Annotated in this window: 18 protein-coding genes, 1 pseudogene and 1 riboswitch; of the genes and pseudogenes, 6 read left to right on the top strand and 13 right to left on the bottom strand. The window is 34.0% G+C overall.

The window, feature by feature from the left end; all coding sequences use genetic code 11:
- The first annotated feature begins 51 nt into the window (after positions 1-51).
- Entirely contained in the window at positions 52-456 is a 405-nt protein-coding gene (locus F9279_RS13605; RefSeq protein ID WP_152113891.1) for a YkvA family protein, read from the top strand.
- A gap of 102 nt (positions 457-558) precedes the next feature.
- On the opposite strand, the gene F9279_RS13600 is transcribed toward F9279_RS13605, so the two are convergent.
- The 5 genes and pseudogenes from F9279_RS13600 to F9279_RS26265 form a co-directional block, all read right to left on the bottom strand.
- On the bottom strand, positions 559-1,542 hold the full coding sequence (locus tag F9279_RS13600) for a ring-cleaving dioxygenase (RefSeq protein ID WP_152113889.1): 984 nt from the start codon (positions 1,540-1,542) through the stop codon (positions 559-561).
- Positions 1,543-2,048: 506 nt separating this feature from the next.
- Entirely contained in the window at positions 2,049-3,230 is a 1,182-nt protein-coding gene (locus tag F9279_RS13595; RefSeq protein ID WP_152113887.1) for a NupC/NupG family nucleoside CNT transporter, read from the bottom strand.
- Positions 3,231-3,528: 298 nt separating this feature from the next.
- Complete coding sequence (locus tag F9279_RS13590) at positions 3,529-4,836, bottom strand: nucleobase:cation symporter-2 family protein (protein WP_152113885.1); 1,308 nt, start codon at positions 4,834-4,836, stop codon at positions 3,529-3,531.
- A gap of 12 nt (positions 4,837-4,848) precedes the next feature.
- Entirely contained in the window at positions 4,849-5,445 is a 597-nt protein-coding gene (locus tag F9279_RS13585; RefSeq protein WP_152113883.1) for a xanthine phosphoribosyltransferase, read from the bottom strand.
- Between the two features lie 150 nt (positions 5,446-5,595).
- Positions 5,596-5,697, bottom strand: a riboswitch (purine riboswitch).
- 153 nt (positions 5,698-5,850) lie between these two features.
- Positions 5,851-6,180 (bottom strand): annotated as a pseudogene (locus F9279_RS26265) (methyl-accepting chemotaxis protein); the annotation flags it as partial.
- A gap of 653 nt (positions 6,181-6,833) precedes the next feature.
- Between F9279_RS26265 and F9279_RS13575 the strand changes: the two are divergent.
- The 4 genes from F9279_RS13575 (at position 6,834) to F9279_RS13560 (ending at position 11,332) form a co-directional block, all read left to right on the top strand.
- Entirely contained in the window at positions 6,834-7,523 is a 690-nt protein-coding gene (locus F9279_RS13575; RefSeq protein WP_152113880.1) for a response regulator transcription factor, read from the top strand.
- A complete protein-coding gene (locus F9279_RS13570) occupies positions 7,520-8,518 on the top strand; it encodes a sensor histidine kinase (RefSeq protein ID WP_152113878.1) in 999 nt (332 codons plus the stop codon). Before F9279_RS13575 ends, F9279_RS13570 begins: the two co-directional genes overlap by 4 nt.
- Positions 8,519-8,637: 119 nt before the next feature.
- Positions 8,638-9,399, top strand: a complete 762-nt coding sequence (locus F9279_RS13565) for an ABC transporter ATP-binding protein (protein WP_152113876.1) — start codon at positions 8,638-8,640, stop codon at positions 9,397-9,399.
- Positions 9,389-11,332 carry an FtsX-like permease family protein gene (locus F9279_RS13560; protein ID WP_152113874.1) on the top strand — a complete coding sequence of 648 codons (1,944 nt, stop codon included), beginning with the start codon at positions 9,389-9,391 and terminating at the stop codon, positions 11,330-11,332. Before F9279_RS13565 ends, F9279_RS13560 begins: the two co-directional genes overlap by 11 nt.
- Before the next feature lie 54 nt (positions 11,333-11,386).
- Here the strand turns inward: F9279_RS13560 and F9279_RS13555 are convergent, their stop codons facing one another.
- The 8 genes from F9279_RS13555 to F9279_RS13520 all read right to left on the bottom strand — a co-directional run bounded on the left by F9279_RS13555 (position 11,387) and on the right by F9279_RS13520 (position 24,207).
- Positions 11,387-12,142, bottom strand: a complete 756-nt coding sequence (locus F9279_RS13555; RefSeq protein WP_193224570.1) for a hypothetical protein — start codon at positions 12,140-12,142, stop codon at positions 11,387-11,389.
- A gap of 425 nt (positions 12,143-12,567) precedes the next feature.
- Positions 12,568-13,758, bottom strand: coding sequence for a MalY/PatB family protein (locus F9279_RS13550; RefSeq protein WP_152113871.1), 1,191 nt, complete (start codon positions 13,756-13,758; stop codon positions 12,568-12,570).
- A gap of 91 nt (positions 13,759-13,849) precedes the next feature.
- Positions 13,850-14,449 (bottom strand): YesL family protein, encoded by a 600-nt coding sequence (locus tag F9279_RS13545; RefSeq protein ID WP_152113869.1) that lies wholly within the window; start codon positions 14,447-14,449, stop codon positions 13,850-13,852.
- A 23-nt stretch (positions 14,450-14,472) separates the two neighbouring features.
- The gene (locus F9279_RS13540; RefSeq protein ID WP_152113867.1) at positions 14,473-15,459 is read right to left on the bottom strand and encodes a LacI family DNA-binding transcriptional regulator; all 987 of its coding nucleotides are present in this window, start codon (positions 15,457-15,459) and stop codon (positions 14,473-14,475) included.
- A 121-nt stretch (positions 15,460-15,580) separates the two neighbouring features.
- Positions 15,581-16,483 (bottom strand): carbohydrate ABC transporter permease, encoded by a 903-nt coding sequence (locus F9279_RS13535; protein WP_152113865.1) that lies wholly within the window; start codon positions 16,481-16,483, stop codon positions 15,581-15,583.
- Between the two features lie 34 nt (positions 16,484-16,517).
- On the bottom strand, positions 16,518-17,372 hold the full coding sequence (locus tag F9279_RS13530) for an ABC transporter permease (RefSeq protein WP_226793511.1): 855 nt from the start codon (positions 17,370-17,372) through the stop codon (positions 16,518-16,520).
- A gap of 191 nt (positions 17,373-17,563) precedes the next feature.
- The gene (locus F9279_RS13525) at positions 17,564-19,168 is read right to left on the bottom strand and encodes an extracellular solute-binding protein (protein ID WP_152113861.1); all 1,605 of its coding nucleotides are present in this window, start codon (positions 19,166-19,168) and stop codon (positions 17,564-17,566) included.
- A gap of 500 nt (positions 19,169-19,668) precedes the next feature.
- On the bottom strand, positions 19,669-24,207 hold the full coding sequence (locus F9279_RS13520) for an immune inhibitor A domain-containing protein (protein WP_152113859.1): 4,539 nt from the start codon (positions 24,205-24,207) through the stop codon (positions 19,669-19,671).
- 352 nt (positions 24,208-24,559) lie between these two features.
- Here F9279_RS13520 and F9279_RS13515 point away from each other — a divergent pair, with 352 nt between their 5' ends.
- On the top strand, positions 24,560-25,117 hold the full coding sequence (locus tag F9279_RS13515) for a BsuPI-related putative proteinase inhibitor (protein ID WP_152113857.1): 558 nt from the start codon (positions 24,560-24,562) through the stop codon (positions 25,115-25,117).
- Positions 25,118-25,155 lie beyond the last annotated feature (38 nt).

Below are 25,155 nucleotides of genomic sequence, written 5' to 3'. Positions count from 1 at the left end.
ATCTTTCCTCTCCTTTCTGTTAAGATAGAGGAAAGGAAGGGAGATTCTAATATGGAGAATAAAGAAGGCAAATTAGAACAAGAATTAGAGGTATCAGCTAAACATTATTCGGAGGATAAGTTTTGGACAAAATTAAAGAAGTTTGGCAAAAAAGCTGGTTCTTCTGTGGTTTATGCTGTTTTACTTCTATATTACACCCTACAAAAGCCAGAAGTACCGAAAAAAGCGAAAGCGACCATCATTGGAGCTTTGGGATACTTTATCCTTCCAATTGATTTAATTCCCGATTTTGCAGTTGGTATTGGCTTTACAGATGATTTAGGTGCTTTAGGAATTGCACTTATTCAAGTAGCCATATATATTGATGATGAAATAAAGATGAAGGCTAAAAACAAGCTTGCAGAATGGTTTGGCAACAATGTAGATACTTCTCTAATTGATAAAAAGATTAACTGATCAAATCAGTTAATCTTTTTGCAGCACACTATTAGAGAGAGAACTTTTTACTTAAAGCTTTATCAAATAACTCTTCAAGTTGATTCGTTCCTTCTATTTATTTTATAAGTATTCTTTTTCCATATTCACATTACTTCTTACTGTATTTATAGGTCGTACTAATTGTTCAATCTGCTCTCTTTTAGACTCAAAGAAAGGTGGTAAAGACAATTTCTCTCCAAGTGTTTCGTATGGTTCATCTTCCATAAATCCAGGGCCATCTGTTGCTAGTTCAAACAAGATCTGAGGAGCTACATTAGAGTAAAGTGATCCAAAATAAAATCGCTCAACATATCCTGAGTTCGGTAAGCTGAAGCTACTTAACCGTTGTTGCCATTGTTCTAATTCTGCTCGATCCTCTACACGGAATGCAGCATGATGAACAGTGCCAAACCCTTGTCTAGCTTGAGGTAGGGTATTATTATACTCAATAATTACTTGTGCCCCATTGCCTCCCTCTCCCATTTCAAATAAATGAAAATCTCCCTCTTTAGCTAGTTCTTTCATTAAAAATACCTTTTCTAATACTTCCTTAAAATAGTCTAGATAAGAAGTTCGAACAAAGATAGGACCAAGTCCAGTAATAGCATATTCTAAAGGAACTGGGCCATTCTGCCAAGGAGTTCCTGATTCCACTCCATTATTGTTTTCATCCGAGATTAATTGATATTGTTGTTCATCGAAATCAACAAAAGATAATACTTTTTTTCCAAATTGCTCTTGAATACCTTTGTGGTTCACTTCATATTTGTTAAAACGTTTTACCCAATATTCCAATGCTTCATCAGATGGAACTCGAAAGGATGTTTTAGAGATTTCGTTTGTCCCATGTATTCCTTTTGGTATTCCAGGAAAATCAAAAAAGGTCATATCTGTTCCTGGACTTCCTGTGTCATCTGTAAAGTATAGATGGTATGTTTGAATATCATCTTGGTTAACTGTCTTTTTTACTAAACGTAATCCGAGTACATAGGTAAAGAATTGGTAAATTTTCTCTGCACTGCTAGTGATAGCTGTAATATGATGCAATCCTTTTAATTCATTCATTATTGCTTCCTCCTTATATTTCCTGATTTGTTCTTTCATTATATAGGGCAAATTTTTGTATTATACGCATATCGCAGTTAGTATCATTCATTTATTTCGAATTCGAGATAAATGACTAAAAAAGATTTTTCATTTCGAATATCTCAATCTCAAGATAATATTAATTCATTATACACATTCTGTCAACACATTTGAAAAAGATAGTAGGATTCTTCCTACTATCTCAGGCTGTCGAGAAACCCCTCTATGGAGTAAAGGGAGAATATAAAGTTGTATATTAAACACCCTGCTGAATAAGGGATGATTTCCGTTACAGGGGTTCGCTTTCAGTGGGGCTCGCGCTGAGCCGAGGTGTACCTTGGCCTGCAGGGTCTCATCTGTCTCGCAGATCCCACAGGAGTCTCACCCCTTCCACTACAATCATCTGGATAAAAATTCTATTTTATCTTTCTAAATTACTTTTTCTACAAGCTGAGATAGTAGGATTCTTCCTACTATCTTTTATTTTATAAGAACAAGCCAACAATTGTAGCTGTTAAAGTGGATACTAATGTGGCTGATAATAGCATTTTAAAACCAAATTTTGCTACAATTTCTGCCTTTTCTCCATTAATTGCTTGAATGGAACCTGAAATTATTCCAATACTAGAAAAGTTAGCAAAAGAAACTAGGAAAGTGGAAACAATCCCCACTGTTTTTTCTGGTAACTCTGAAATAAGTGGTTGAAATTGCAACATAGCTACAAACTCATTTGCTGCCAATTTTGTTCCCATAACAGAACCTGCTGTTAGAATATCACTACTTGGAATGCCCATGATCCATGCTATTGGAGCAAATATATAGCCTAGAATTTCTGTAAAGCTAATACCTATTATGCCTTCAAAGAAGCCATCAATTAAAGCAAGAAGTCCAACATATGCTACTAACATTGCAGCAACAATTAAGGCAACTCTCCCGCCATCTAATGCTCCAGCAGACAATGCGCCGAAAATGGAGTTAGTATTAGAGACATCATTAATATTGATTGTTTCATCATCATCTTTTTTTATAGGTGCCATAATGGTAGCTATTATTAAGGCAGATAGCGCATTTAAAATCATAGCTGCAAGTACATACTTTGCAGGAAGCATTTCCATATATGAACCCATAATAGAAGCCGACACAGATGCCATAGCAGAAGTACAGACAATAAATAACTTATTAGCATTCATTACATCTAAGTGCCCTTTAATTGCTAAGATAGATTCTGATTGCCCAAAGAAAATAGAGTTAACACTGTTAAATGTGATAACTTTAGACAAGCCTGTAATCTTCGACAGAGCTCCTCCAATATACTTAATGGCTAATGGTAATACCTTAATATGTGTTAATAAAGAAAGTAAGGTGGAAGTAAATATAATAAGCATTAATACATTAATAAAGAAGACACTGCCTCCTTCTGGTACAAGACCTCCTGTAACAAAGCTAACACCTTCATATCCATAACTCAGCACCTTCGTCACACCATTTGAAGTTGCTTCTACTACTTTAAGACCGAAAGTAGTTTTAAACATAATGAGGGCTACAACAAATTCCAGAACAAATAAAATAATAATTGCTTTATAATTAATTCCTTTTTTGTCATTAGATAGTACAAATGCTAGACCCAATACTATTAATAAACCTAATATACCAATTAAAATAGACATATTTCCTCCTCCAAGTTTAATGGAGCTTTTTATCATAAATTATTTTAAAATAATTTTTCGCACCATTAGAAATAATACATATTTTTTGATGTTACCTTATATACTATTGAAAGTCATCCCTAAATTTAGAAATCGCTAAAGTAATAAGATTCTCTTTCTTTTTAAAAATGGCACTAAAATGAATTATACAAATATACTTAATTATTTTAATAGTGGGGTTACTCCTAATCTTTGAGGAAAAGTATACAAAAAACCTTCAAGACTTTTGTCTTGAAGGTTAATGGAACTTTCATTTCATCTAAGCTGCTGTTTTATTCTCTACTTCTATTTCCCCTGTACGTAGAGATGGAAGCATATTAAATAATATATTTAAAAGGATTGCGGTAAAGCTTCCCGCTACTATTCCACTTTGGAAAAGAAGGCGAACACTATCTGGAAGCTGACTAAAGATATCTGGTACTACTGTTACTCCAAGCCCCATTCCAACAGAGCAAGCAAGAATTAATAAGTTCCCCTGCTGATTAAAATCTACCTGACTTAACATTTTGATACCATATGAAACAACCATACCAAACATAGCAAGAGATGCTCCACCTAGAACTGCTGTTGGAATTAGTGTAGTAATAGCAGCTATTTTCGGAATAAATCCTAATACAACCAAAATGATACCTGCTGCATAAATAGCACTCTTCGTTTTTACACCTGTTAATTGAACTAACCCAACATTCTGAGAGTATGCAGTATATGGAAAGGAATTGAACATACCGCCAATGATAGAAGCAAGACCTTCTGCTCTATAGCCATTTGCTAAATCTTTCTCTTTAACCTTTTTATTAGTAATATCGCCTAATGCAAGGTAAACACCTGTCGATTCAATTAAACTTACAATAGCAACTAATGTCATAGTAATGATAGAAGTAAGGTCAAAGGTTGGTGTACCAAAGTAGAATGGTGTTATCCCATGAATCCAGTTAGCTTCACCCACTTCCGCGAAGTTCACCATGCCCATCATAGCAGCAATAATAGTGCCAGCTATAATACCAATAAGAATGGAAATCGTTTTAATAAAGCCTGTCGTATATTTATTTAATAATATAATAATAGCTAACACACCAAATGACAAAATTAAATTTTGTGGATCGCCGAAACTAGCACTTCCTTCTCCACCTGCCATATCTTTAATAGCAACAGGAATTAACGTAAGACCAATAATAGTAACAACAGAGCCTGTTACAATTGGTGGGAAAAACTTAACTAACTTACTAAAGAATGAAGCAATGATGATAACAAAAATTCCTGAAACAATAATAGCACCATAAATGGCAGATACACCTTGCTCTAGTCCAATAGCAATCATTGGGGAAACTGCTGTAAATGTACAGCCTAACATAACTGGTAATCCAATTCCGAAAAACTTATTCTTCCAAACCTGCAATAAGGTAGCAATTCCACATGTTAATAAATCAATTGAGATTAAATAAGTAAGCTGTTCTGGTGTTAGTTGAAGAGCTCCACCAACAATAAGTGGTACAAGAACAGCACCAGCATACATAGCTAGAACATGTTGAAGACCTACAGACCAAGTTTTACCTGTCATTTTTTCCATTCTTTTATCCTCCTATTGAATACCTTCTAGTTGTCTATTTGGAGCAAATGTTACTTTCCCTTCTTCTAAGGAAGCAATTCTTGCTAAAGATTCCACTCGATACCCTTTTGCTAATAACTCATCTGCTCCTTTTTGGAATGACTTTTCAATTAAAATTCCTATTCCACTAACATTTGCTGAAGCTTGTTCTACTATATTTGCTAGACCAAGTGCTGCTTGTCCATTTGCAAGGAAATCATCAATAATTAATACGGAATCTCCTTTTTCTATATACTTAGTAGAAACAGTTATTTCATTGGATTCATTCTTAGTAAAGGAATATACGGTTGCAGTATATAAATCACTTGTTAAAGTAAGAGATTTTCTTTTTCTAGCAAAAATTACTGGCACATCTAATGCAAGACCTGCCATTATGGCTGGAGCTATTCCGGAAGACTCAATCGTTAATATTTTTGTTACTCCTGCTTCCTTAAATAATCTAGCAAATTCCCAACCAATTTCTTTCATAAGGTGAGGGTCCATTTGATGGTTGATAAAAGAGTCTACTTTTAACACCTGTTCACTAAGCACAATACCTTCTTTTTCAATCTTTTTCTTTAATAATTCCATAAAACAAACTCTCCCCTTTTTTGGTTTTCCCTGAATAATAAAACAAAACAGCCGCTTACTCTAACTAAGAGTAAGCGGCTGTTTTGTAAACAAGCAGAATAATAATACTGCTCTATTTATAAAATGAATAGAGGCTTTAACGCCCTATCATTGCTCTATGCGCTTACTCGTAGTCAGACAATTAACGGTTATCTGGTAGAAACTCGCAGGCCATATCCCTGCTATTATACGAGTATAATTTATTATTTTGTAAGATTATTTAACAACATATTGGATTATAACGGATTTTTTCCTAAATGAAAATAGAAAATTTACTAAGGATCATTATTTCTCGTTCTTTTCTTACAAAACTCGCACAAATACATAGGTATTTTATAATATTTATAAATTCCAAAGTAATCACATTTACAAATCGTCAGCATGCATCATTAATGTTTTCGCCATTGCTTGAATTTTCTCCATATAAGTAGAAGTATATTTTATAGCTTCTGCCTGCTCTTCACCTATTGAAGCGATATTCTCTATTAATTCATTAATAGAGGCCGTTGTTTTCCTAATTTGTTCCATTGTATCGGAAATGGTTTTGGTAGAAGATACTGTTTCCCTTGAAAACTTTCTAATTTCATTTGCTACTACTTCAAATCCCTTTCCTTTCTCACCTGCTCTAGCTGCTTCAATCGCTGCATTTAATCCTAATAGATTTGTTTGATCTGCCACTTTTTTAATGATTGATAGAAGATCACTTGTTTTCCCTACATTAACATCTGCATCTTGAGAGTGATGTAAAAGTTGACTTGAAAAATGTACTAGCGATTGCGATCCTTTTGAGATATTGTTTAGTTGATCTTGAGATTGAATTAATGAGTTTAAGATATCATCTATACTGCTTCTTACTTCCGTATGTCTTCTTAACTGAACAGCAATGCCACCAATAACTTCTCCTTTTAAATTCATTATCGGCTCAGCAGTCCCAATAAACTCAAACCCATAGAAGTCGGCTGGAACTTCTGCTTTTAATTTCTCTTTCTTTTTAATTGCAGCAAATAATGGTTCATTTTCTTGCAAGAGCTGATTTTTGACAATCTTTAAGTCCATTGTTAAACCAGGAAAATAAGCAATAAATTTTTCTTTATCACATATAGCAATAGATAAATCCGCTGGGATTGCACTCTTAATAAGCGGAACCATAGCAATAACTTCTTCTAAGGTATTCACTTGATGAAACATATAATCATTCTCCAATCCTTGCTTTGGTAGGGTCTTAAATATAACACACTGTTGATTTCCATTACATGTAAAATCATTTACAGGAAAATGCTATAATTAGATTATAATACTTTATAGTATTTTCCAAAAGTGAGAAATTTAGAGATAAATGTGGTGATAGTATGTTTAAAATCTTATTAATAGAAGATGATGGAACCTTATTACATGCAATTAAAGAGCGTTTAGAGCAGTGGTCTTATCATACCCATGGAATAACTGACTTTAATAAAGTGATGGAAGAGTTCACAGAGCAAAAGCCTCATTTAGTAGTAATTGATATTCAATTGCCTAAATATGATGGATTTCATTGGTGTCGTCTCATACGTAATCATTCCAATGTTCCCATTATCTTTCTTTCTTCACGAGACCATCCAACAGATATTGTTATGTCCATGCAGTTAGGGGCAGATGATTTTATTCAAAAACCATTTCACTTTGATGTATTAATTGCAAAAATCCAAGCAATTCTACGAAGAGTATACAATTATAGTGTAGAGCCCTTACAACTCAAAACATGGCGTGGAGCAACTATTGATTTAGAGAGGAATATGGTAAGTTCGGAACATGGCGAGGTAGAGTTAACTAGAAATGAAATATTTATATTAAAAGTGTTATTAGAAAATAAGAATAAGATTGTAACTAGAGATTACCTGATTAATGAACTTTGGAATGACAAGCGCTTCGTTAGTGATAATACTCTAACTGTTAATGTGAACCGTTTACGAAAGAAGCTAGATGAAGTGTATCTTGGTCAGTATATTGAAACAAAGTTTGGACAAGGATATCAAGCAATTGAAGGAGTTACTTCATGATTACTACATTTTTATTAGAAAGAAAAAGCTGGATTCTATTCTTTATTATCATCCAATTTCTTCAGCTTTTTATTGCTCATTTAGATCCGTCACTTTCGCTAACGTCTATGCTATACATAGGTTTTATTAGTTCTATACTCTTTATCTTTTTTTTATTTTATCGCTATCACAAAGAAACCCATTTTTTTAAAGCCTTATCTGATAGAGAAATCACTATAGATTTAAGCTCACTTCCTGATGCTCATTCGCCGTTTGAAAATATCATAGAGAATAGTATGGTTTCTCAGATAGAACTTCTAAAGAGAGAAAATGAACAAAGCAGTTTACAATTAGAACAAGAAAAAGACGAACTACTCTCTTGGATACATGAAGTAAAAACACCTTTAACTGCTCTCCACTTACTAATTCAACAACTTAGCGTTACTGATTTAAAAGCCCAAATAACCTATGAATGGCTGAGGATTCATCTCCTATTGGATCAACAACTGTATCATAAAAGAATTACCTTTATTGAAAATGATTTATATGTAGAATACATTCATTTAGAAGATCTTTTATATGACGAAATGAAAACCATTCAAACATGGTGTATTCAAAAAGGGATAGGTGTAGAAATAAATTTAGAAGTAAAAGAAGTTCTTACAGATAGTAAGTGGCTAGCCTTCGTCTTAAGGCAACTTCTTACGAATGCCATTAAATACAGTAATAAATCTGATATAATCATTACCTCTTATAAGGAGAATGGACAAGTGCATCTAGCCATTAAGGATGAGGGTATTGGTATTGATATAAAAGATATGCCAAGGATTTTTGAAAAAGGCTTTACCTCTACATCTAAACATCATAATAATTATGCAACCGGCATGGGCTTATACTTAACTAAGAAAGTCACAGATGCTCTGGATATCTTCATAAAAGTAGAATCAAAGCTTCTTCAAGGATCTACTTTTACGCTTATTTTTTCTGAGAAGAATGAATTTGATCAACTATTATAAAAAATTTGAGGCATGGTGACAAAAATGTCACATGCTTCTTTCATTTGTTAGGAAAAGAAAAGGAAGAATTTTTAAGCATTTTTTATAATGAAGATATCAAGTAAAGGAGTTGGTTATTTATGAATATATTAGTAGCATCAAAAATACATAAAAGTTATGGAGATAAATATAATCGTCAAGATGTACTCAAAGGGGTGGATTTAAATATCCATAAAGGAGAATTTGTTAGCATAATGGGAGCATCTGGCTCTGGAAAAACCACCCTGCTGAACGTTCTTTCTTCCATAGATCAGGCAAGCGGCGGAATGATTACCATCAATAATAAAGAAACAACAAGAATGAAAGAAAAGCAGCTAGCAGAGTTTAGAAAGCATCATCTTGGGTTTATCTTTCAAGACTATAATCTACTAGATACCCTTACCGTAAAAGAAAACATACTATTACCCTTGTCTATTACTAAAACACCTAAAGTAGAGGCTCATAGTCGCTTTGACTCCCTTGCAAAAGAATTAGGTATTCAGGACATCAAGGATAAGTATCCAAATGAAATATCTGGGGGACAAAAGCAACGTACATCTGCAGCCAGAGCATTCATTCATGAACCTAACATCATTTTTGCAGATGAGCCAACAGGTGCTCTTGACTCCAAATCAGCCTCAGATCTATTGAATAAACTCAGTCACTTAAATAGAGAAAGAAGTGCTACCATCTTAATGGTTACTCATGACTCAGTTGCTGCTAGCTATTGCCACCGTGTTGTTTTTATTAAGGATGGTCAAGTATATACTCAGCTAAATAAAGGGGAGCAAAATCGACAAGACTTCTTCCAAGCTATTATGAAAACACAAGCTATACTAGGTGGGGTTCATCATGAACATTAATCAGTTAATATTCCGAAGTCTAAAAAAGAATATAAAAAACTATTTTTTATACGTATTTGCTTTAATATTTAGTGTTTCCCTTTATTTTTCTTTCGTCACACTACAGTATGATCCTTCCATGGATATTGCTAAGGGATCCATTAAAGGAGGAGCTGCTATGAAGGCCGCATCCATCCTGTTAGTTGCTATTGTGTCAATTTTTTTGCTATATGCTAATACGCTTTTCATTAAACGGCGTAGTAAAGAAATTGGTTTGTTTCAGTTAATTGGATTGACTAAGAATAAAATATTTCGTATCTTAACTATGGAAAATCTAATTCTCTATTTTAGCTCTCTTCTTTTCGGTATATTTATTGGTTTCTCATTTTCCAAGCTTTTTCTTTTGATACTCATTCATTTAACTGGTGTAAACGACCTTGCCACTCTTCAATTTTCGAAAGAGGCCTTTGTTCAAACAATACTTGTATTTTTCTTTATCTATTTATTCATCATGCTAATCAACTATACCTTTATAAAAAAGCAAACGATATTAGCACTATTTCGGAATACTTCTTCTACGGAAAATAGAAGGAAAAACATTTCAATCTGGGAAATGATTATTGGAATTGCAGGTTTAGCTTCCATTATTGCAGGTTACTTTCTATCATCTAAATTGTTTGATGGAGATTTTACTTCCATAAATGAGTTAGTAATCGCCATGATTTCCATTTTAACTCTAGTTATATTAGGTACTTACTTCTTCTATAAAGGGTCCATCAGCTTTATTGCAAATTTGAATCGAAAAAGAAAGAAAGGCTATTTAAATATTAATGAAGTGTTATCTCTTTCTAGTATTATGTTTCGTATGAAATCTAATTCTATTTTATTAACCATTATTACCACTGTTTCTGCATTAGCAATTGGTTTTTTATGTTTAGTTTATATATCCTATTATTCCATTGAGAAAAAGGCGAACGAAAGTGTTCCTAATCAATTTACCTTTCAAGATGAAGCGAAGGCTTCAATCTTTCTAGAGAAGTTGTCTAAGAAAGAAATAGAATACAATAAAGTAACCATACCCGTTTTACAAGTGGAGATGAACTTAGAGAATATTCTAGAATCAAATTTGGGAGAAGTAGGTTTTGATTTGTCTAAACAACAATTACCAGTAATTAGTGAGAATAGTTTGAAAGGCATTGATATAGCTGAAAATGAAGTGCTATTTACTGGCTATAGTAACATTTTAGAGAAAATAATGAGTTTTAAAGATACAGGAGAGATTACTGTTCAGTTAAATGGTCAAAGTAAATCGCTTTCCTATTTAGGTCTAGAGAATAATACATATATCTCCATACGATTTACTGCTGGAGGGCTGCCGACTGCAGTTGTGGATGACACTCTGTTTCATTTACTAGATGAAAATAAGAATCCAAATATTCAGCTAGACTCTTCGGTTTATATCGGCATTGACATGAAGGATAACGGTGATTGGAAGGCAGCTAATGACTTGTTTATTTCCTTACAAATAAGTGATTCAAACAATGAGTCACGCATGGAATCCATAAAAGATCAAATGGCTAATATGGGAGTAATTATATTTATTGTAGGTTTTCTTGGCCTCACATTTCTTATAACTTCTGGATGTATTCTCTATTTTAAACAAATGGGCGAAGGAGAAGAGGAGAAGTATTATTATACCATCCTACGTAAATTAGGCTTTACGGCGAAGGATTTAGTAGGAGGGATAAAGAAAAAACAACTGTTTAACTTTGGTATTCCTCTCTTAGTTGGATTATTACATAGCTATTTTGCCGTGCGTTCTGGCTGGTTCTTTTTTGGAACAGAGTTATGGACACCAATGTTCTTAGTTATGGGTCTTTATGCTTTGCTATATTCTATTTTCGGCATATTGTCTGTAACGTATTATAAAAAGCTAATTAAAGAAGCATTATAAGGAAGAAGCTCCCAATTTTTGTCTTGGGAGCTTCTTCCTTGTTCATTCAATTGTTTAGTTTGCTTCTTGATTCCATCTGAAATATTCTGCATCGTGATGCTCTGATTTGATGGCAGAATGAAGAAATGGTTTAAGGTCAATCGGTTGATCGCTTTTTTCTGTTAGAGCCTTAATATGCTTCCCCATCTTCTCTTTGTTTTCAGGGGAAACTAACCCAAATGGCATTTCGGCAGCTCTACCAAAATAGATACTAGCTGTTTTATGAGCTAACTGCACCTTTTTACTATTTATTAGATAACGTTGATTTGGAAGAGTATAAATAGTTTCCCAATCACTTACTGTTTTAAATTGTAATTTTGCCAAGTGTTCTCCAGCAACAGAGATAAGGATAACATCTGGCTGTAAATATTCTACCAGTTCATGCCATAGTTGTACCCCTTCTGTTTGAAGGTCTTTTTTTGCTTCTTTCGTTAAACTATCCCAAGTTGGATTAGTAGCAAGTGGTGAGCAAATATCTGTATGCAATACTGTATTTTCTTTATTTCCATAGAAGCTTGCATGTAAACCATTTAATAATGGCTCAAAGGATTGATCGTACCAAGCTTTATATGGGTCTTTATCAAAATACTGATCAAGTGCAGTAATATATTGTTGATTGAATTGATAGTGATGGTCTTGTTTCATAGATTGAAACCTTTGGAAAGGGTCAGGGTCAGGGAAATCACGCCTAGACGGATTTAGACCAACTGTTATGATGCGGATAGGGGAATCGAAATATTTTTTGCTATTTCCAAAATACATAATGGGCATAGAGGGATTAACTAAATACGTCCTCTCTTTTTTACTTTCAAACATGTTCCAATATTTTTTAATTAATTCGGTTTGTACTGCCTGTTGAGTAACAATAAAAATCATCCTTTCGATTTAGTAAAGCAAGTAAAGCATTAGAAAGAGATTGCTGTCTATCTTCCTCTCTATTATATATTATATTTACTATTTTCGTAAAGAATACGCAAACTTTTCAAGAAAATCTTCTAGCATAAAACGACATTTTTCTTGAGGAAAGATGTCGTTTTTTACAGAAAAGATACACATGTAGAAACTACTTTGTCGCACTACCTATTTCTAAGAATCCCCGCAACAATTTTACACTCACAAAAATTTATTAATCATTTCTCTCAACACCAAAGAGAATAGCCCAAATGCTTGTAGCATGGGCTATCCTCTTTATGATATTAAATTAAGTCTGCAAATTCTCTAGCTATTCTCTCTAACGCTTCTTTTATCATTGGTCTTGGTGATGGAATACAAATTCGCTGGAAGGACACCCCTTCTTCTCCAAACTTACTACCATCCTCTAAAATAACATTAGCTTGATGATAGATTCGTTCATGAACTTCTTCAGGTGAAATTTGGTATCCAGAAAAATCCATCCACATAATATAGGTTCCTTCTGGAATAGTTACTTTAACCTTTGGCATATGTTCAGCTAAAAATTCTTTCACCATAATCATAGTACCATCCAAATATTCTTTGAGCTCCTCTAGCCATTCTTCTCCATCATTATAAACAGAAATCAGTGCTGAGATGGTGAATGGAGATGCTAACTGATGTCCCATTGTTTTAATAAATTTAGTCTTAAGCTGTGTATTAGGAATAATCATATTTGTACAATGAAGACCTGCTACGTTAAAGGTTTTATTGATCGCTGTACACGTAATTAGTAACTCACTATTCTCTGCTACCTTAGCCATCGGAGTAAATGTTTGATTGCTACGAATTAAATCTCCATGAATTTCATCAGCAACTATTAATACTTGATATTTAGCACATATATCATATAAACGTTTTAATTCAGAAGGATTAAAAATTCTACCAGTCGGATTATGTGGGTTACATAGGATAAACATCTTTGTCGATTCTTGACTAGCTTTATTCTCGAAATCTTCAAAATCTATTGTATAGTATCCTTCCTCATCTCGCTTCAACGGGTTATTAACAACAACTCTCCCATTATCTTCAATAGCAGAAGTAAATGGAGGATAAACTGGCCGCTGAATGATGATTCCATCTCCTTGTTGTGTGAATGCGCGAACAGCTTGATTAATGGCATATACAGTACCCGGACTAAATACAATAGATTTTCGATCAATTTCCCAGTTATGTCTTTTCTTAAACCAATGTTGAATTGCTTGAAAATACTCATCTGGAAGTATGGAATAACCATAAATTTGGTGATCTACCGTCCGATGTAATGCCTCTACTAAGCTTTTGGGTACAGGTAAATCCATATCTGCTGTAAACAATGGGATTGTTTCTTCATCATAGCGCTTTGTCAACCCAAGCTCTTTTAGAGTATTTCCCCCATCCCATTTAATAGAATATGTATTTCTACGATTCACTATTTCATCAAAGTTATTATTCATATGTCTCACCATCCTTCTTTTATTTATCCCCATTATAGCAAAAAGAAGGATGGTACCCATAAAGGGAAGTTCTGATTATTATTATATTTATCTATTGTAAGGATTGATCTATTTTCGCAAACACCTTTTGACATAAATGATATTGTATGAAACCAGCAACACTAAAGGCGATGAGAATAAACATAGGAATTGCTTTTACTGCTAAAAATAGAAGAAGAAATACCCCAAATAATAGAATGGTTGTTGGAAAATAGGCAATAGACATTGCGAAAGAGTTTTGGATTGTTTTTTTTAGTGATAATTGATAATGAGAAAGGACTGGAAAGATGTATGCTGCTATACATAAAAGCAATAGGGAAACCACTATTAAAGGTACTAGCATCATCATTTTGAGTCCTGTTTGATCTTGATTTAAATAATATAAATTAAAGAATAAGAGAATACTATATCCAATGTATAAGATACCTATGATAAAGCTATATTTGAAATTCTCTTTAAAGTAATAAAAAAAGTTACGTACACTACTTGTATCTTGATGCAATTTCCATTGCCGAACTACACAAAGCATAGCGGAAGTAGCCGGTCCAATTGTTAGAATTGGCAAACTACAGATAAGCCAGAGAGCATTTAATATTAGTAAATTAGCGAACTTTTCAACCACTCCATAAAATTTACTATCTAGTATATTCATCTACTCACTTCCCTTACTCATTATTAAATGGATTCACCTTTTACAAGAAAATATTCTAAATTAGGTGACTCTATATATTCAAGATTCTCTCCCATTTTACTCACCAGGCATTCTACTGCTTTAATTCCTATTGGTTCCACTGGATAATAAATGGTTGTTAAGGTCGGCTGTATGTACTTTAAGACATCAATACAATCAAACCCCATTAAACCTACATCCTTAGGTATTTCTAATTGGTGGCTCTTTAAGTAATTCATCACTTCTAAGGCGTAATAATCACAAGAACAAATAATAGCTGTTCGCGCTTTTTTTATATTCCATTTATCTAGAGCTGAAATATAATCATGCTCTTTAATAATATGTAGCTCTTTTATATTATTAGATTCCAGAGCATCCAAGAAACCACGAAACCTTTCTTCTTGGGTATAAATATTACTTAAGCCCGCTTTTCTTAGAGGTGGACATATGTAAATATAAGAAGAATATCCTTTTTGTAAACAATATTGAACTCCCATTCGCATGGCTTCTCTTTCGTTGATTCCAAAGTGTTGAAAGCTTTCAGATATATAATTAAATATAGTGACAATTGGTATGGATAAACTATGTAAATAGGCTTCAAAATCTTTTCCTTGATTCACTGTAAATAGGATAATTCCATCTACCTTATGATTAACTAAATATTCTATACACTCCTTCTCACTAACTGGATTTTTATTCGTTAGTGTAATGTAGACATAATACCCAAGCTCCTTCGCCCTTCGTTCAACCGCATTTAATAGTTGAGCAATGGAACGATTATATAGATCAAACAAAACAAGCCCTAATGTCATTGATTTACCTTTAACAAGACTTCTTGCTGTAAAATCAGGGCGATAATGTAAGGCTTTTGCTGCTTCTAATATCCGTTTCTTTGTTGCTTCTTTAATGCCAGGACGATTGTTTAACGCTCTATCCACTGTTCCTGCAGATACACCACAGTATTTCGCAATATCCTTCACTGTTATTCTCATTTAAATTCGCCAACCTTTAAAATCACTTTTTCTTCTTTTTTTCTATATATATGAGGAAATAGAAGAGTCATACTACAAACAAGTAGCATCTTCTTCTATCCTCAAATAAACTTGTTCTTATTTATCCTTTCACAGACCCAATCATTACTCCCTTATCAAAGTACTTTTGAATAAAGGGATAAATAATGAGAATAGGAAGGGTTGATACAATAATTACCCCATACTTAATTTGATCTGCATACTTCTGTGCATATCCACCCGCAGCACCACCAGAACCTGCGCCTTCAGAAAACACCTGATTTGATAAGAGAATATCACGCAATACAATTTGCAATGGCTGTAGGCTATAATCTCTTATATAGATCAAACCAGTGAAAAAATCATTCCAGTGGCCAACTAGATAATACAAGCCTATTACAGATATAACAGCCTTTGATAAAGGAAAGGCAATTTTTCCAAAGAACTGAAAATGCGAGCAGCCATCCATTTGTGCAGCTTCAAATAGTTCTTTAGGCAAAGAGCTTTCAAAAAAGGTTCTAGTAATAATCAGATTAAAAACATTAACAGAAAATGGAATGATGAAAACCCACATATTATTGATTAAGTTAATTTCTTTCATTAAAAGGTAGGTAGGAATTAATCCTCCATTAAAGAACATCGTAAAAACAAAGAAAAACATCAGATACCTTCTAGCTTTAAATTCTTTGCGTGACAATACATATGCTGCCGGCAAGGTTAATAACAAGTTAACAGCTGTACCTACAATGGTATAGATTATTGTATTTCTATAACCAATCCATATTCGACTATCTTGGAAAATCTCCGTATAACCAAATAAACTAAATCCTTTAGGATATAATGTAACCTGTCCAGTGGCTACTAAGGTTGAATCACTAACGGAAGCAATGACGATAAAATACAGCGGATAAGCAATGATGAGGACAATAAAGACACAAAGAATAAAAATAACCAAATCAAATATAAAATCAGACGTAGATTTTCCTTTTAAGCTAAGAAGTCTCATTCTACTTCCCTCCCAACACTCACTATTTTATTGTTTACCATAAACTAATATTAGAAGTCTTTTTCGCTATATAGTTCATCATTAGTAAAAAGATAAAGTTGATCAGTGTATTAAACAATCCAATTGCGGCAGAGTAACTAAATTGATTAGAGATAATACCAATCTTATATACATATGTCGCAATTACTTCTGATACAGGTAAATTAAGAGGATTTTGCATTAAGAATATTTTCTCAAAGCCAGTATTTAAAATATTTCCCATACTAAGGATAAACAATATAATCATCGTTGGAACGATAGCTGGTATATCCACATACCGTATCACTTGCCATCTGCTTGCTCCGTCAATTTTAGCAGAATCATACAATTGGGTATCTACACTAGCAAGTGCAGCTAAATAGATAATACTGTTCCAGCCTGCATGCTGCCAAATATCGGATAATACATAAACAGGAACAAATGCACTTTCCGAGGCAAGCAGGTTAATATCAAAACCTAGTGAGCTAGCAATATGTCCTACTACACCAGAGTTAGGAGATAAAAGTACATTAATCATTCCAACCATTACTACTAGAGAAATAAAATGGGGTAGATAAACCGTAGTTTGAATGGCTTTCTTCCATCTTTTCCAGACAACCTGATTAATAATTAATGCTAAAATGATAGGAGCAGGAAAGCCGAAGATAATAGTTGCTAAGCTGATCACAATCGTATTCTTCATTAGATCAGCAAACATATAACTATTGATGAATTCTTTAAAATAATGTAATCCTACCCATTCTCCGCCAGTTAATCCTTTCGTAAAATCATATTCACGAAAGGCAAGCTGTACCCCGTACATAGGAATATAGTTAAATAGAAAGATAACAATTATGGCAGGTAAAATCATAATCCAAAGCTGATAATCTCGTTTTATGGAACGAGTAAAACCCTTTACTTTCTTTGGTTTCGGTGCACTCGAATACTTTAAATCTACTTTTTCTGATTTTGTATTTGTAACAGCCATTGTTCTACCTCCCTTTTTGGAGATGCTAATCCTGTTCTTTTTCTTTAGAGATTAGCATCCCACCTAGTAGTTATTTACTGCTTGCTTTTATAATCATCGTAATATTTTTGCATAATTTCTAGATTTTCAGGCAATCCCGTTTTCTCCGCATTTTCTACATACTCATCCCATTCTTTTTCAATACCGCCTTTTGTAACCCACTGAGAGAATTTTGCCATGGAAAGATTCATTAAGTTTGTATTATTGAGACTTAATTTAGAATTATCTTCTTTACTGTATTTAATAAACATTCCCGGGAATAAGTCATTTTCTTGATCAATTGCTTCAATGCTTGGCATAAATACTTCTGTTTGCTCTCCCACAGATTGCATATCTGTTCCTAATTCAAGTTGTAAGTCATCCGGAATATACATTGGTCCATTGTCCGCAAATGTGGATGTCCATTTCCATGTTCCCGGATCCATTTTTTCATCGGCTGGAGGTAGTACTTTATAGGTTCCATCTCCATTATCTTCAATATTGGTACCTAATGATCCGAATAATACTTGCATACTAACCTCCGAATCATATAAAGCGTTTACAAACTTCAATGCTGCTTCTTTATTTTTTGTCTGTGAAGAGACAGTAATCATGTTCATTCCATAATTTAAATTATTATAATCATATGCCCAGGTTACTGTAGCAGTTGAATCACTAGTAACCTTTAACGGTGCTAATGAAGTATATTGTGGAGAAATCTCATTTCCAAACCTATCCGTTAATTCCCAACCATACGTATAACCAACCTTAGCAATATCCCCTTCTCCACGAGCAACTGATTGATATTTAGTATAATCCTGTGTAAATACCTCTTTATTAATAAGTCCTGCAGCATAGCATTTATTTAAGAATTCAACAAATTCCTTATATCTTTCATCTACTAAATAGCTCTTCACTTCTCCATCTTCTACATAATAACCTTGACCACTTCCATCAGATACATTTATTCCAAAGCTACCTAAAAGAACATTTGGCTGAAAGTAACCAAATCCGCCTGTTCCAACTGGTGAAAAGTCCATTGGAATTTCATCATCTTTATCACCATTACCATTTGCATCTTCCTCTTTAAATGCTTTTAATACTGTATATAATTCATCCCAAGTTGTAGGTTCTTCTAAACCAAGATTATCTAACCATTGTTTATTAATAAATTGCCTTGTAGCAGTTGCTGGCCAAAATCGTTGATATTTTGGGAGTCCATAAATGGTTCCATCTGTTTGTGTTGCCATTGCCTTTGTATCAGGCTTTGCTTCAAACATTCCTTCTACATTAGAAAGTGCATCAAGATCATCGGATAAATCCTCAAATAATCCAGGAAATTGAACAATATCTGCATCTGTTATAGCATTAGGTCCAATAATTAAATCCGGAATATCTCCTCCAGCTAGTAAAGTACCTTTCTTCTGATCCCAATCTGCTGTCACTTCTTGCCATTCTATCTCTATGTTTAATTCATCTTCTAGCTTGTTGAGCCATTCCATTTTAGTCACATCTTGGGTTAAAGGATGTTTGGTGATGATTGCTGTTAGCTTTTGTTTACCATCTTCTGTTACTGTTGTTTCTTCACTATTATCTTTACATCCAGCAAGAATACCTATAACTAGCGAAAAAGATAGTGCACCATATAAATACTTTTTCAACTTACTTACCCCCAATTTAATGTTTATTATTGTCCTTCCCTTCCTTTAATTGCTAAATGGCTCCTTTCTTTACTATTATGTAATTGTGAACGTACACGATTTATGTTTATGTTCACATTAACATGCTCATTTTAACAAGGTTGATATTTTACTAAACAACTAAGTTGATAGAATTTCTATGTAGTTATGCCTGCATTCCTAATTCTAAAAAAACTAAATTAATTAGGCTTTTACCAAGCTTTAAAAGGAGATTTGTTGAAATGAAAGACGTTTACGTACACGAATAAAAGTAATGTGAATCATTCATTACCATTTAATATATGATGATGTTTTTATGAGGATATTTATTGATGAACACAACGTAATGATAGCGCTTTCTTTACTTATAATCAATACTTTCCCCCCTAGATTCCTTCGACAAATTTCTATACAAAAAATGCTATACAGCAAGAGAAATTTCTCCTACTGTATAGCATTTTAGTAATCTTCATTTGTGCTTTTTATGCTTTTTTTCGTCTTTGGATAACAACCAAGCTAATACCTACTACAAGAATGATAGCACCTGCTAGAATCCAATTATAAGTGGAACTTGCAGTATTAGGAAGCTTACTGCCAGATGAACTATTTGTGTTAGTAGATTTAATGGTTTCTCCAGTGTTTGTTTTACCTGTATTACTTGTACTTCCTTTATTTTCAGTCGTACCTGATGACCCATTATTACCTGGTGAGCCAGTTCCTTGATTACTTTCTTCATTAGTTACTGGCAACTCATTAACAACAATGGTTCTTTCTACAGAGGTTTTATTTCCGGAAGAGTCTACAACTGTATATGTGAGCGTATAACCTCCCACATTGTTTGTGTCTACTTCTCCTGAGACTGTTACATTGTTTGTTAAATCTCCATCTACATTATCTTTTGCTAGGTAACCATGCTCTTTATATTCCTCTCCTTTTAGAAGAGTAATAGAATGACTACCCTTAAGAGATAACTCTGGTGCTGTTGTGTCTTGAACTTTAATTGTTCGATTAGCTGTTGCTGTATTACCAGCAGCATCTGTTACTGTATATGTTACTGTGTATGTTCCTACTGCAAATCGAAGATCTCCCGAAACTACTACTTTGTCTGAAATATTACCGTCTACTATATCACTAGCCGTAAAGCCAGGCTCTAAGTAGGCTTGTCCAGACTCTAATGTAATTGTTTCCTCGCCAGAAAGTGTAAGGATTGGAGCAGTTGTATCTTGAACAGTTATCGTTCGTACTACTACTACTTCATTACCACTCGAATCTACCACGATATAATATAACTCGTATTCTCCTGTAGTTGTTGTGTCAACATAACCATAAACTTCTACTGATTCAGTTAAATCACCATCTACTATATCTGAAACCGAATAGCCTTGTTCTACATATTCTGATCCAGCTTCCAATACTACATTTTCTTCTCCATCTAATGTCAATACAGGAGCAGTCGTATCTACTACTATAATGGCACGAGTAACACTATAACTATTATCACTGGAATCTGTGACAGTATAAGTTAATGTATACTCACCTGGTCTAATAATATCAACCTCGCCAGAAACTTGCACTTCCTCTGTTAAATCACCATCAACATTATCTGTGGCTTCAAAACCTGGTTCTACATATTCCGTTCCAGCTTCCACTTCTACTGTTCCATCTGTCAATGTAATATATGGTTTTTCTTCATCCACTACATGAACAGTTCTTTTCACTTCGGCAGAATTTCCAGCTTTATCTGTTACTGCATATGTTAGTACATATTCACCTGGTTTGTTTACATCCAGGGAATCTAAACCATGTACTTCCACTAACTCTGTTATATTCCCATCTATATTATCGGTTGCAGTAAAGCCTGGTTCATTAAAGCTTGTTCCTGCTTGAAGGACAAATGGATTATCTCCACTTAAAGTGATAGAAGGAACATCTGTATCTACATTAAATGCGTTTGAAGTCCACTCTATTTTATTTCCTAATAAGTCTTGTCCTCGAACATGTAGATAGTACATCCCACTATGTCCATCTAACGTCAATGTATCTCCATTTTTAAATGGTTTCCATGCATCTAATTCGGTAACAGAACGTTTCATTCCTTTTGCTGCAAGTAAATCTTTATCAGCAAGATCATTTGATGTAGACCATAGATATTCTAAACTATCCTCTTTTGCATCTGGAACCGAAACTGTTACTGAAACGTTATTTGTCACTTCTTCAGAGCCATTATTTTCTCCTAGGTCAGGAGTAGGTGCCTCATTGTCCACCTTAAACGTCTTGGTACTTGTAGCTCTTACTTCTTCAGGAGTTGCAACTGTAACCTCTAACGTATAGTCTCCAGAAGGCAGATCCTCTGGAAGCATAAGTTTAAACCCTAACTCTTTTTCTTCTAAATCAGAAGTATACTTCTCTTCAGAGGAGACAACTGTCTCATTTTTATCATTTAATACATTAGCTGTTACTGTAATTTCTCTATCTAATGCTTCATCATCACTTGTAACAGATAAATCAAGTGTATTAAATCCTTCATTGCTAGAATAGATATCTTGCAATCCATTCACTTCTACCTTTGGTTCGTGGTCATCATAGGATAACTGAATCTGTGCAACCGTATTATCTTCCGATTGACCAACAACACTAAAGCTCAGACCATATTTAGGTACATTGCGCCCAGCATAGATTAAATCTGGATTAGAATAATCCTTATAATCATTAAATGTTGGAACAGCTGGTTGAGAATCTAATGTAATATTGTATAATCCCATCCCTAAATTCATTGAATCTGTTGAATTTAAAGAGAAAGCAGCATCTTGAATTTGATATCTAGTACTAAATACTGTATTTCCAGTATCTGATCTTTTAGCAGAAGCTTGATGTGCATCTACTACTCCTAGGAATCCATCACCTGGATGATCTCCTACCCAGTTATCCGAATATTTATTGTCTACATACCAAACAACCATACCAGGATCTAAAGTCATGACAGAATCGCCTCTAGCAATACGCCCAAGTGCTGTATCTGCTGCATCCCAGTTTCTCCATTCAATTAAATAATAGTGCTCAGATGTAATTGTACCATCAGACTTCGTAAATCCTTCTGTGTTAAAAGCAGATGTATCAGATTCGGCATCATCGAATACTACGGCTTCTCCATCTACTTCAATTGCAAGATCATCAACGTATAATCCAGGTAATACAGCTGCAACATCTGTCCAATAATTAATCTTCAATTGAATTTCTTTCCCAACATAATCGGAGAGACTAAAGTTAGCTTGAATCCACCCATTTGAATTACCAGTTATCCCAAATCCAGGATTTTGTTCATTTGGATTATAAGTGGTTGTAATTACTTGCCCACTATCATTAACTCCAGGAATGGTTACCCAGCCTGTCCCATCATTTACTTGAACAGATGCATAGTCCCAATCGCTCTCTATATCATAATTCGCTTTAAAAGAAAACTCTGCACTTTCTGCTTCTGATAAGTCAACAGTAGTGATTAAATCATTATTTAAATCATTGCCACTTCCACTAAAATACTCATATTGACCGCTTGGAGGTGTATTGATTTTCGTTACTTTATTAGGCAAAGTAACTTTAATTCCATCAGCATTTGTACCTTTTACACTTGCTTGGTCTAGATTCAGTGTTTTAGTACCATTTTTTATATCTTCTAAACTATATTCAACATCTTTAAACCAGTTAGAATTTGGCCATTTATCTTGAAGAAACTCTTTGTTATGAGGACTAAAACCAGTTGGTTCTGTTCCATTAATCATACCAGCCCAACTACCTGATGACATAATACTCCAGTAATCGGTTGGTGCTCCTACTCCATCTGCTGTATAGTTTGTATCGTATTCATCTGGAAGGCCTAAATCATGTCCAAATTCATGAGCAAATACACCTGTTGCACCATCCTCTGGTTGAATAGTGTAATCGTATGCAGCTAAACCCCCGCCCCAATAAGGAACTTCTGCATCTCCTTCTGTCCCAGGTATAACCGAAGGACTTGCTAAACTCCAGCTATGTGACCAGATGGCATCAGCACCAACTCTACCACCTCCAGCTTCCTCTCCTGTACCAGCATGTACAATCATTAAGTGATCAATAATACCGTCTGGCTCACGATAATCGCCATCACCATCTAGATCATATAGATCTTCTTTATCAAATTGAGATAAATCAATGTTTGGATCGTTTGCAGCATCTTCCAAAGCTTCTTTTACTAGATCTCTCGGTCTGATATCGCTTCCATCCGCAGTTGGATAGTTTGCACCATAATAAGCAGCAGGATGCTTCGCTCTATACCAGTCAGAAACAGCACCATCAATAGTATAACTACCACCAGATTGCTCCTCATAGAAGGCTTTCATGGTAATAAAGTCTTCTCCATTCCCACCTTTGTAAGTGGAGTCACCGAAGACCATATCTTCATAATGCTCTTTTGTATAATCATCATATAAAAGGACTGGATTATCTTCTGCTGTGATACTACTATTAGGGTTATCTGGGAAATCAATCAGTAAAACTAGTACTTCATCTGTAATTACTTCCCCATTCCACCCTTCTTCTTCAATAGATGAAGGGGCCTTAGCATTTGCTGCTACTTTTCCCTGTTTCGATTCTTTCGGGACACCAGCAGCAACTGCTTCAAGTCCAGCTTGTTTTTGGATTTCTGATCGAACTTCCTTTGGATCTTCTTCCATCGTTTTGGCCTTATCAGCACGTACTTTTAGATAAGCATTCAATTGATTCTCTTGCTCTTCTTTAGAAGCACTAGAGTCAATAATGCCCTGCTCTATTAAGGAAGATAATAGTTTTTCTTTGTTTACCATTCCAATATCAAATGGACCACTTGCATGATTAGTCATAAAAGGTAGTGTTGAATCATCATGTGTATGTACTACAGTGTTAGATTTTGCTTCCACCTTGTCTATTTTGCTAGCAAATGGAGCAAATGAACTTACTACTAAACTAGCTGATAAAACCGAAGTTCCCATTATTTTTTTCCAATTTAACATATTTCAAGTCTCCCCATTTTTATTTATGACAGGTATCTTTCTCCCTCCTTCTTCCTGTCACTTTATTTTCTAGTAAAATAGTAATATAATGTAATTTTCAGAGATGTCTGAATATTAATATAGCAAAAAGCAATAAAAATTTGAATATTTATTTCAGAAAATAGTAATAATTCATACTATTTACTCACATACTATTTTTATATCGAAATAATTATTGGTATTAGACTAATCATAGATATTACTATCGCATCATTCTATTTACATTTTTCAACATATTTCGCCTTTAAATTTTAATTTTAAATTTGTAACAAAAGGGGGAATAATAGGAGGTAAATGAAAAGGAGGATTTTGAATGATTTTAAAAAAAGGAGTTTATTTTGCTATTTTTCTCTCGTTAACTGGTTGCTCTTATGAAGAAGGTACGAAATTAGCAAATTCACATTCTGAAAGTGGTGTCGAAAAAGAAGAAGATACTCCGCTTGAGACCTCTATAAGTAATGATGAACCGAGTCTAGAAATAACAGTGCCACCTAAAGAGGATCTGAATAGTAATAAAGGCTCTACTGATGTATTAAGCAATCTAGAAACTTCTATAACTCATGAACAAATTAGTACAGATAATCACTTATATTTTCAAATAAAAAATACTTCTGAGCACTCTTTCACTTTTCACTTTGAGACAACTCAACAGTACCTCTATAAGATTTATAAAGAAGATGGGGAAATAGTGGAAGAACAGGATAACTCCATTATGAAAAAAATACCTTCTACATACTTTTTAAAACCTGGTGGAAGTGTTAACTACAAGGTTTCAACAAAAAAACTCTCTACAGGTACTTATAAAGTCATTTTCACCTTCTTATCGAAAGAAAAAACAATAAAAAAATCATTCAACTTTACCGTTAAATAATTTTAAAATAGGAAACATTACCCTTATCTCCAATCTGT

The sequence above is a fragment of the Bacillus sp. B1-b2 genome, assembly GCF_009183415.1.
Lineage (GTDB): Bacteria > Bacillota > Bacilli > Bacillales > Cytobacillaceae > Niallia.
The sequence above is the reverse complement of the archived record's forward strand: the minus strand, read 5'-3'. Positions and strand labels throughout refer to the sequence as shown.

What these genes read in the sequence shown, in the direction of transcription:
- F9279_RS13560 (WP_152113874.1), top strand. Translation starts at nt 9,389, where the DNA reads ATGAACATTAATCAGTTAATATTCCGAAGTCTAAAAAAGAATATAAAA.
- F9279_RS13550 (WP_152113871.1), bottom strand. Translation starts at nt 13,758, where the DNA reads ATGAATAATAACTTTGATGAAATAGTGAATCGTAGAAATACATATTCT.
- F9279_RS13520 (WP_152113859.1), bottom strand. Translation starts at nt 24,207, where the DNA reads ATGTTAAATTGGAAAAAAATAATGGGAACTTCGGTTTTATCAGCTAGT.
- F9279_RS13585 (WP_152113883.1), bottom strand. Translation starts at nt 5,445, where the DNA reads ATGGAATTATTAAAGAAAAAGATTGAAAAAGAAGGTATTGTGCTTAGT.
- F9279_RS13555 (WP_193224570.1), bottom strand. Translation starts at nt 12,142, where the DNA reads ATGCCCATTATGTATTTTGGAAATAGCAAAAAATATTTCGATTCCCCT.
- F9279_RS13600 (WP_152113889.1), bottom strand. Translation starts at nt 1,542, where the DNA reads ATGAATGAATTAAAAGGATTGCATCATATTACAGCTATCACTAGCAGT.
- F9279_RS13530 (WP_226793511.1), bottom strand. Translation starts at nt 17,372, where the DNA reads ATGATTTTACCTGCCATAATTGTTATCTTTCTATTTAACTATATTCCT.
- F9279_RS13545 (WP_152113869.1), bottom strand. Translation starts at nt 14,449, where the DNA reads ATGAATATACTAGATAGTAAATTTTATGGAGTGGTTGAAAAGTTCGCT.
- F9279_RS13565 (WP_152113876.1), top strand. Translation starts at nt 8,638, where the DNA reads ATGAATATATTAGTAGCATCAAAAATACATAAAAGTTATGGAGATAAA.
- F9279_RS13590 (WP_152113885.1), bottom strand. Translation starts at nt 4,836, where the DNA reads ATGGAAAAAATGACAGGTAAAACTTGGTCTGTAGGTCTTCAACATGTT.
- F9279_RS13515 (WP_152113857.1), top strand. Translation starts at nt 24,560, where the DNA reads ATGATTTTAAAAAAAGGAGTTTATTTTGCTATTTTTCTCTCGTTAACT.
- F9279_RS13535 (WP_152113865.1), bottom strand. Translation starts at nt 16,483, where the DNA reads ATGAGACTTCTTAGCTTAAAAGGAAAATCTACGTCTGATTTTATATTT.
- F9279_RS13605 (WP_152113891.1), top strand. Translation starts at nt 52, where the DNA reads ATGGAGAATAAAGAAGGCAAATTAGAACAAGAATTAGAGGTATCAGCT.
- F9279_RS13570 (WP_152113878.1), top strand. Translation starts at nt 7,520, where the DNA reads ATGATTACTACATTTTTATTAGAAAGAAAAAGCTGGATTCTATTCTTT.
- F9279_RS13540 (WP_152113867.1), bottom strand. Translation starts at nt 15,459, where the DNA reads ATGAGAATAACAGTGAAGGATATTGCGAAATACTGTGGTGTATCTGCA.
- F9279_RS13595 (WP_152113887.1), bottom strand. Translation starts at nt 3,230, where the DNA reads ATGTCTATTTTAATTGGTATATTAGGTTTATTAATAGTATTGGGTCTA.
- F9279_RS13575 (WP_152113880.1), top strand. Translation starts at nt 6,834, where the DNA reads ATGTTTAAAATCTTATTAATAGAAGATGATGGAACCTTATTACATGCA.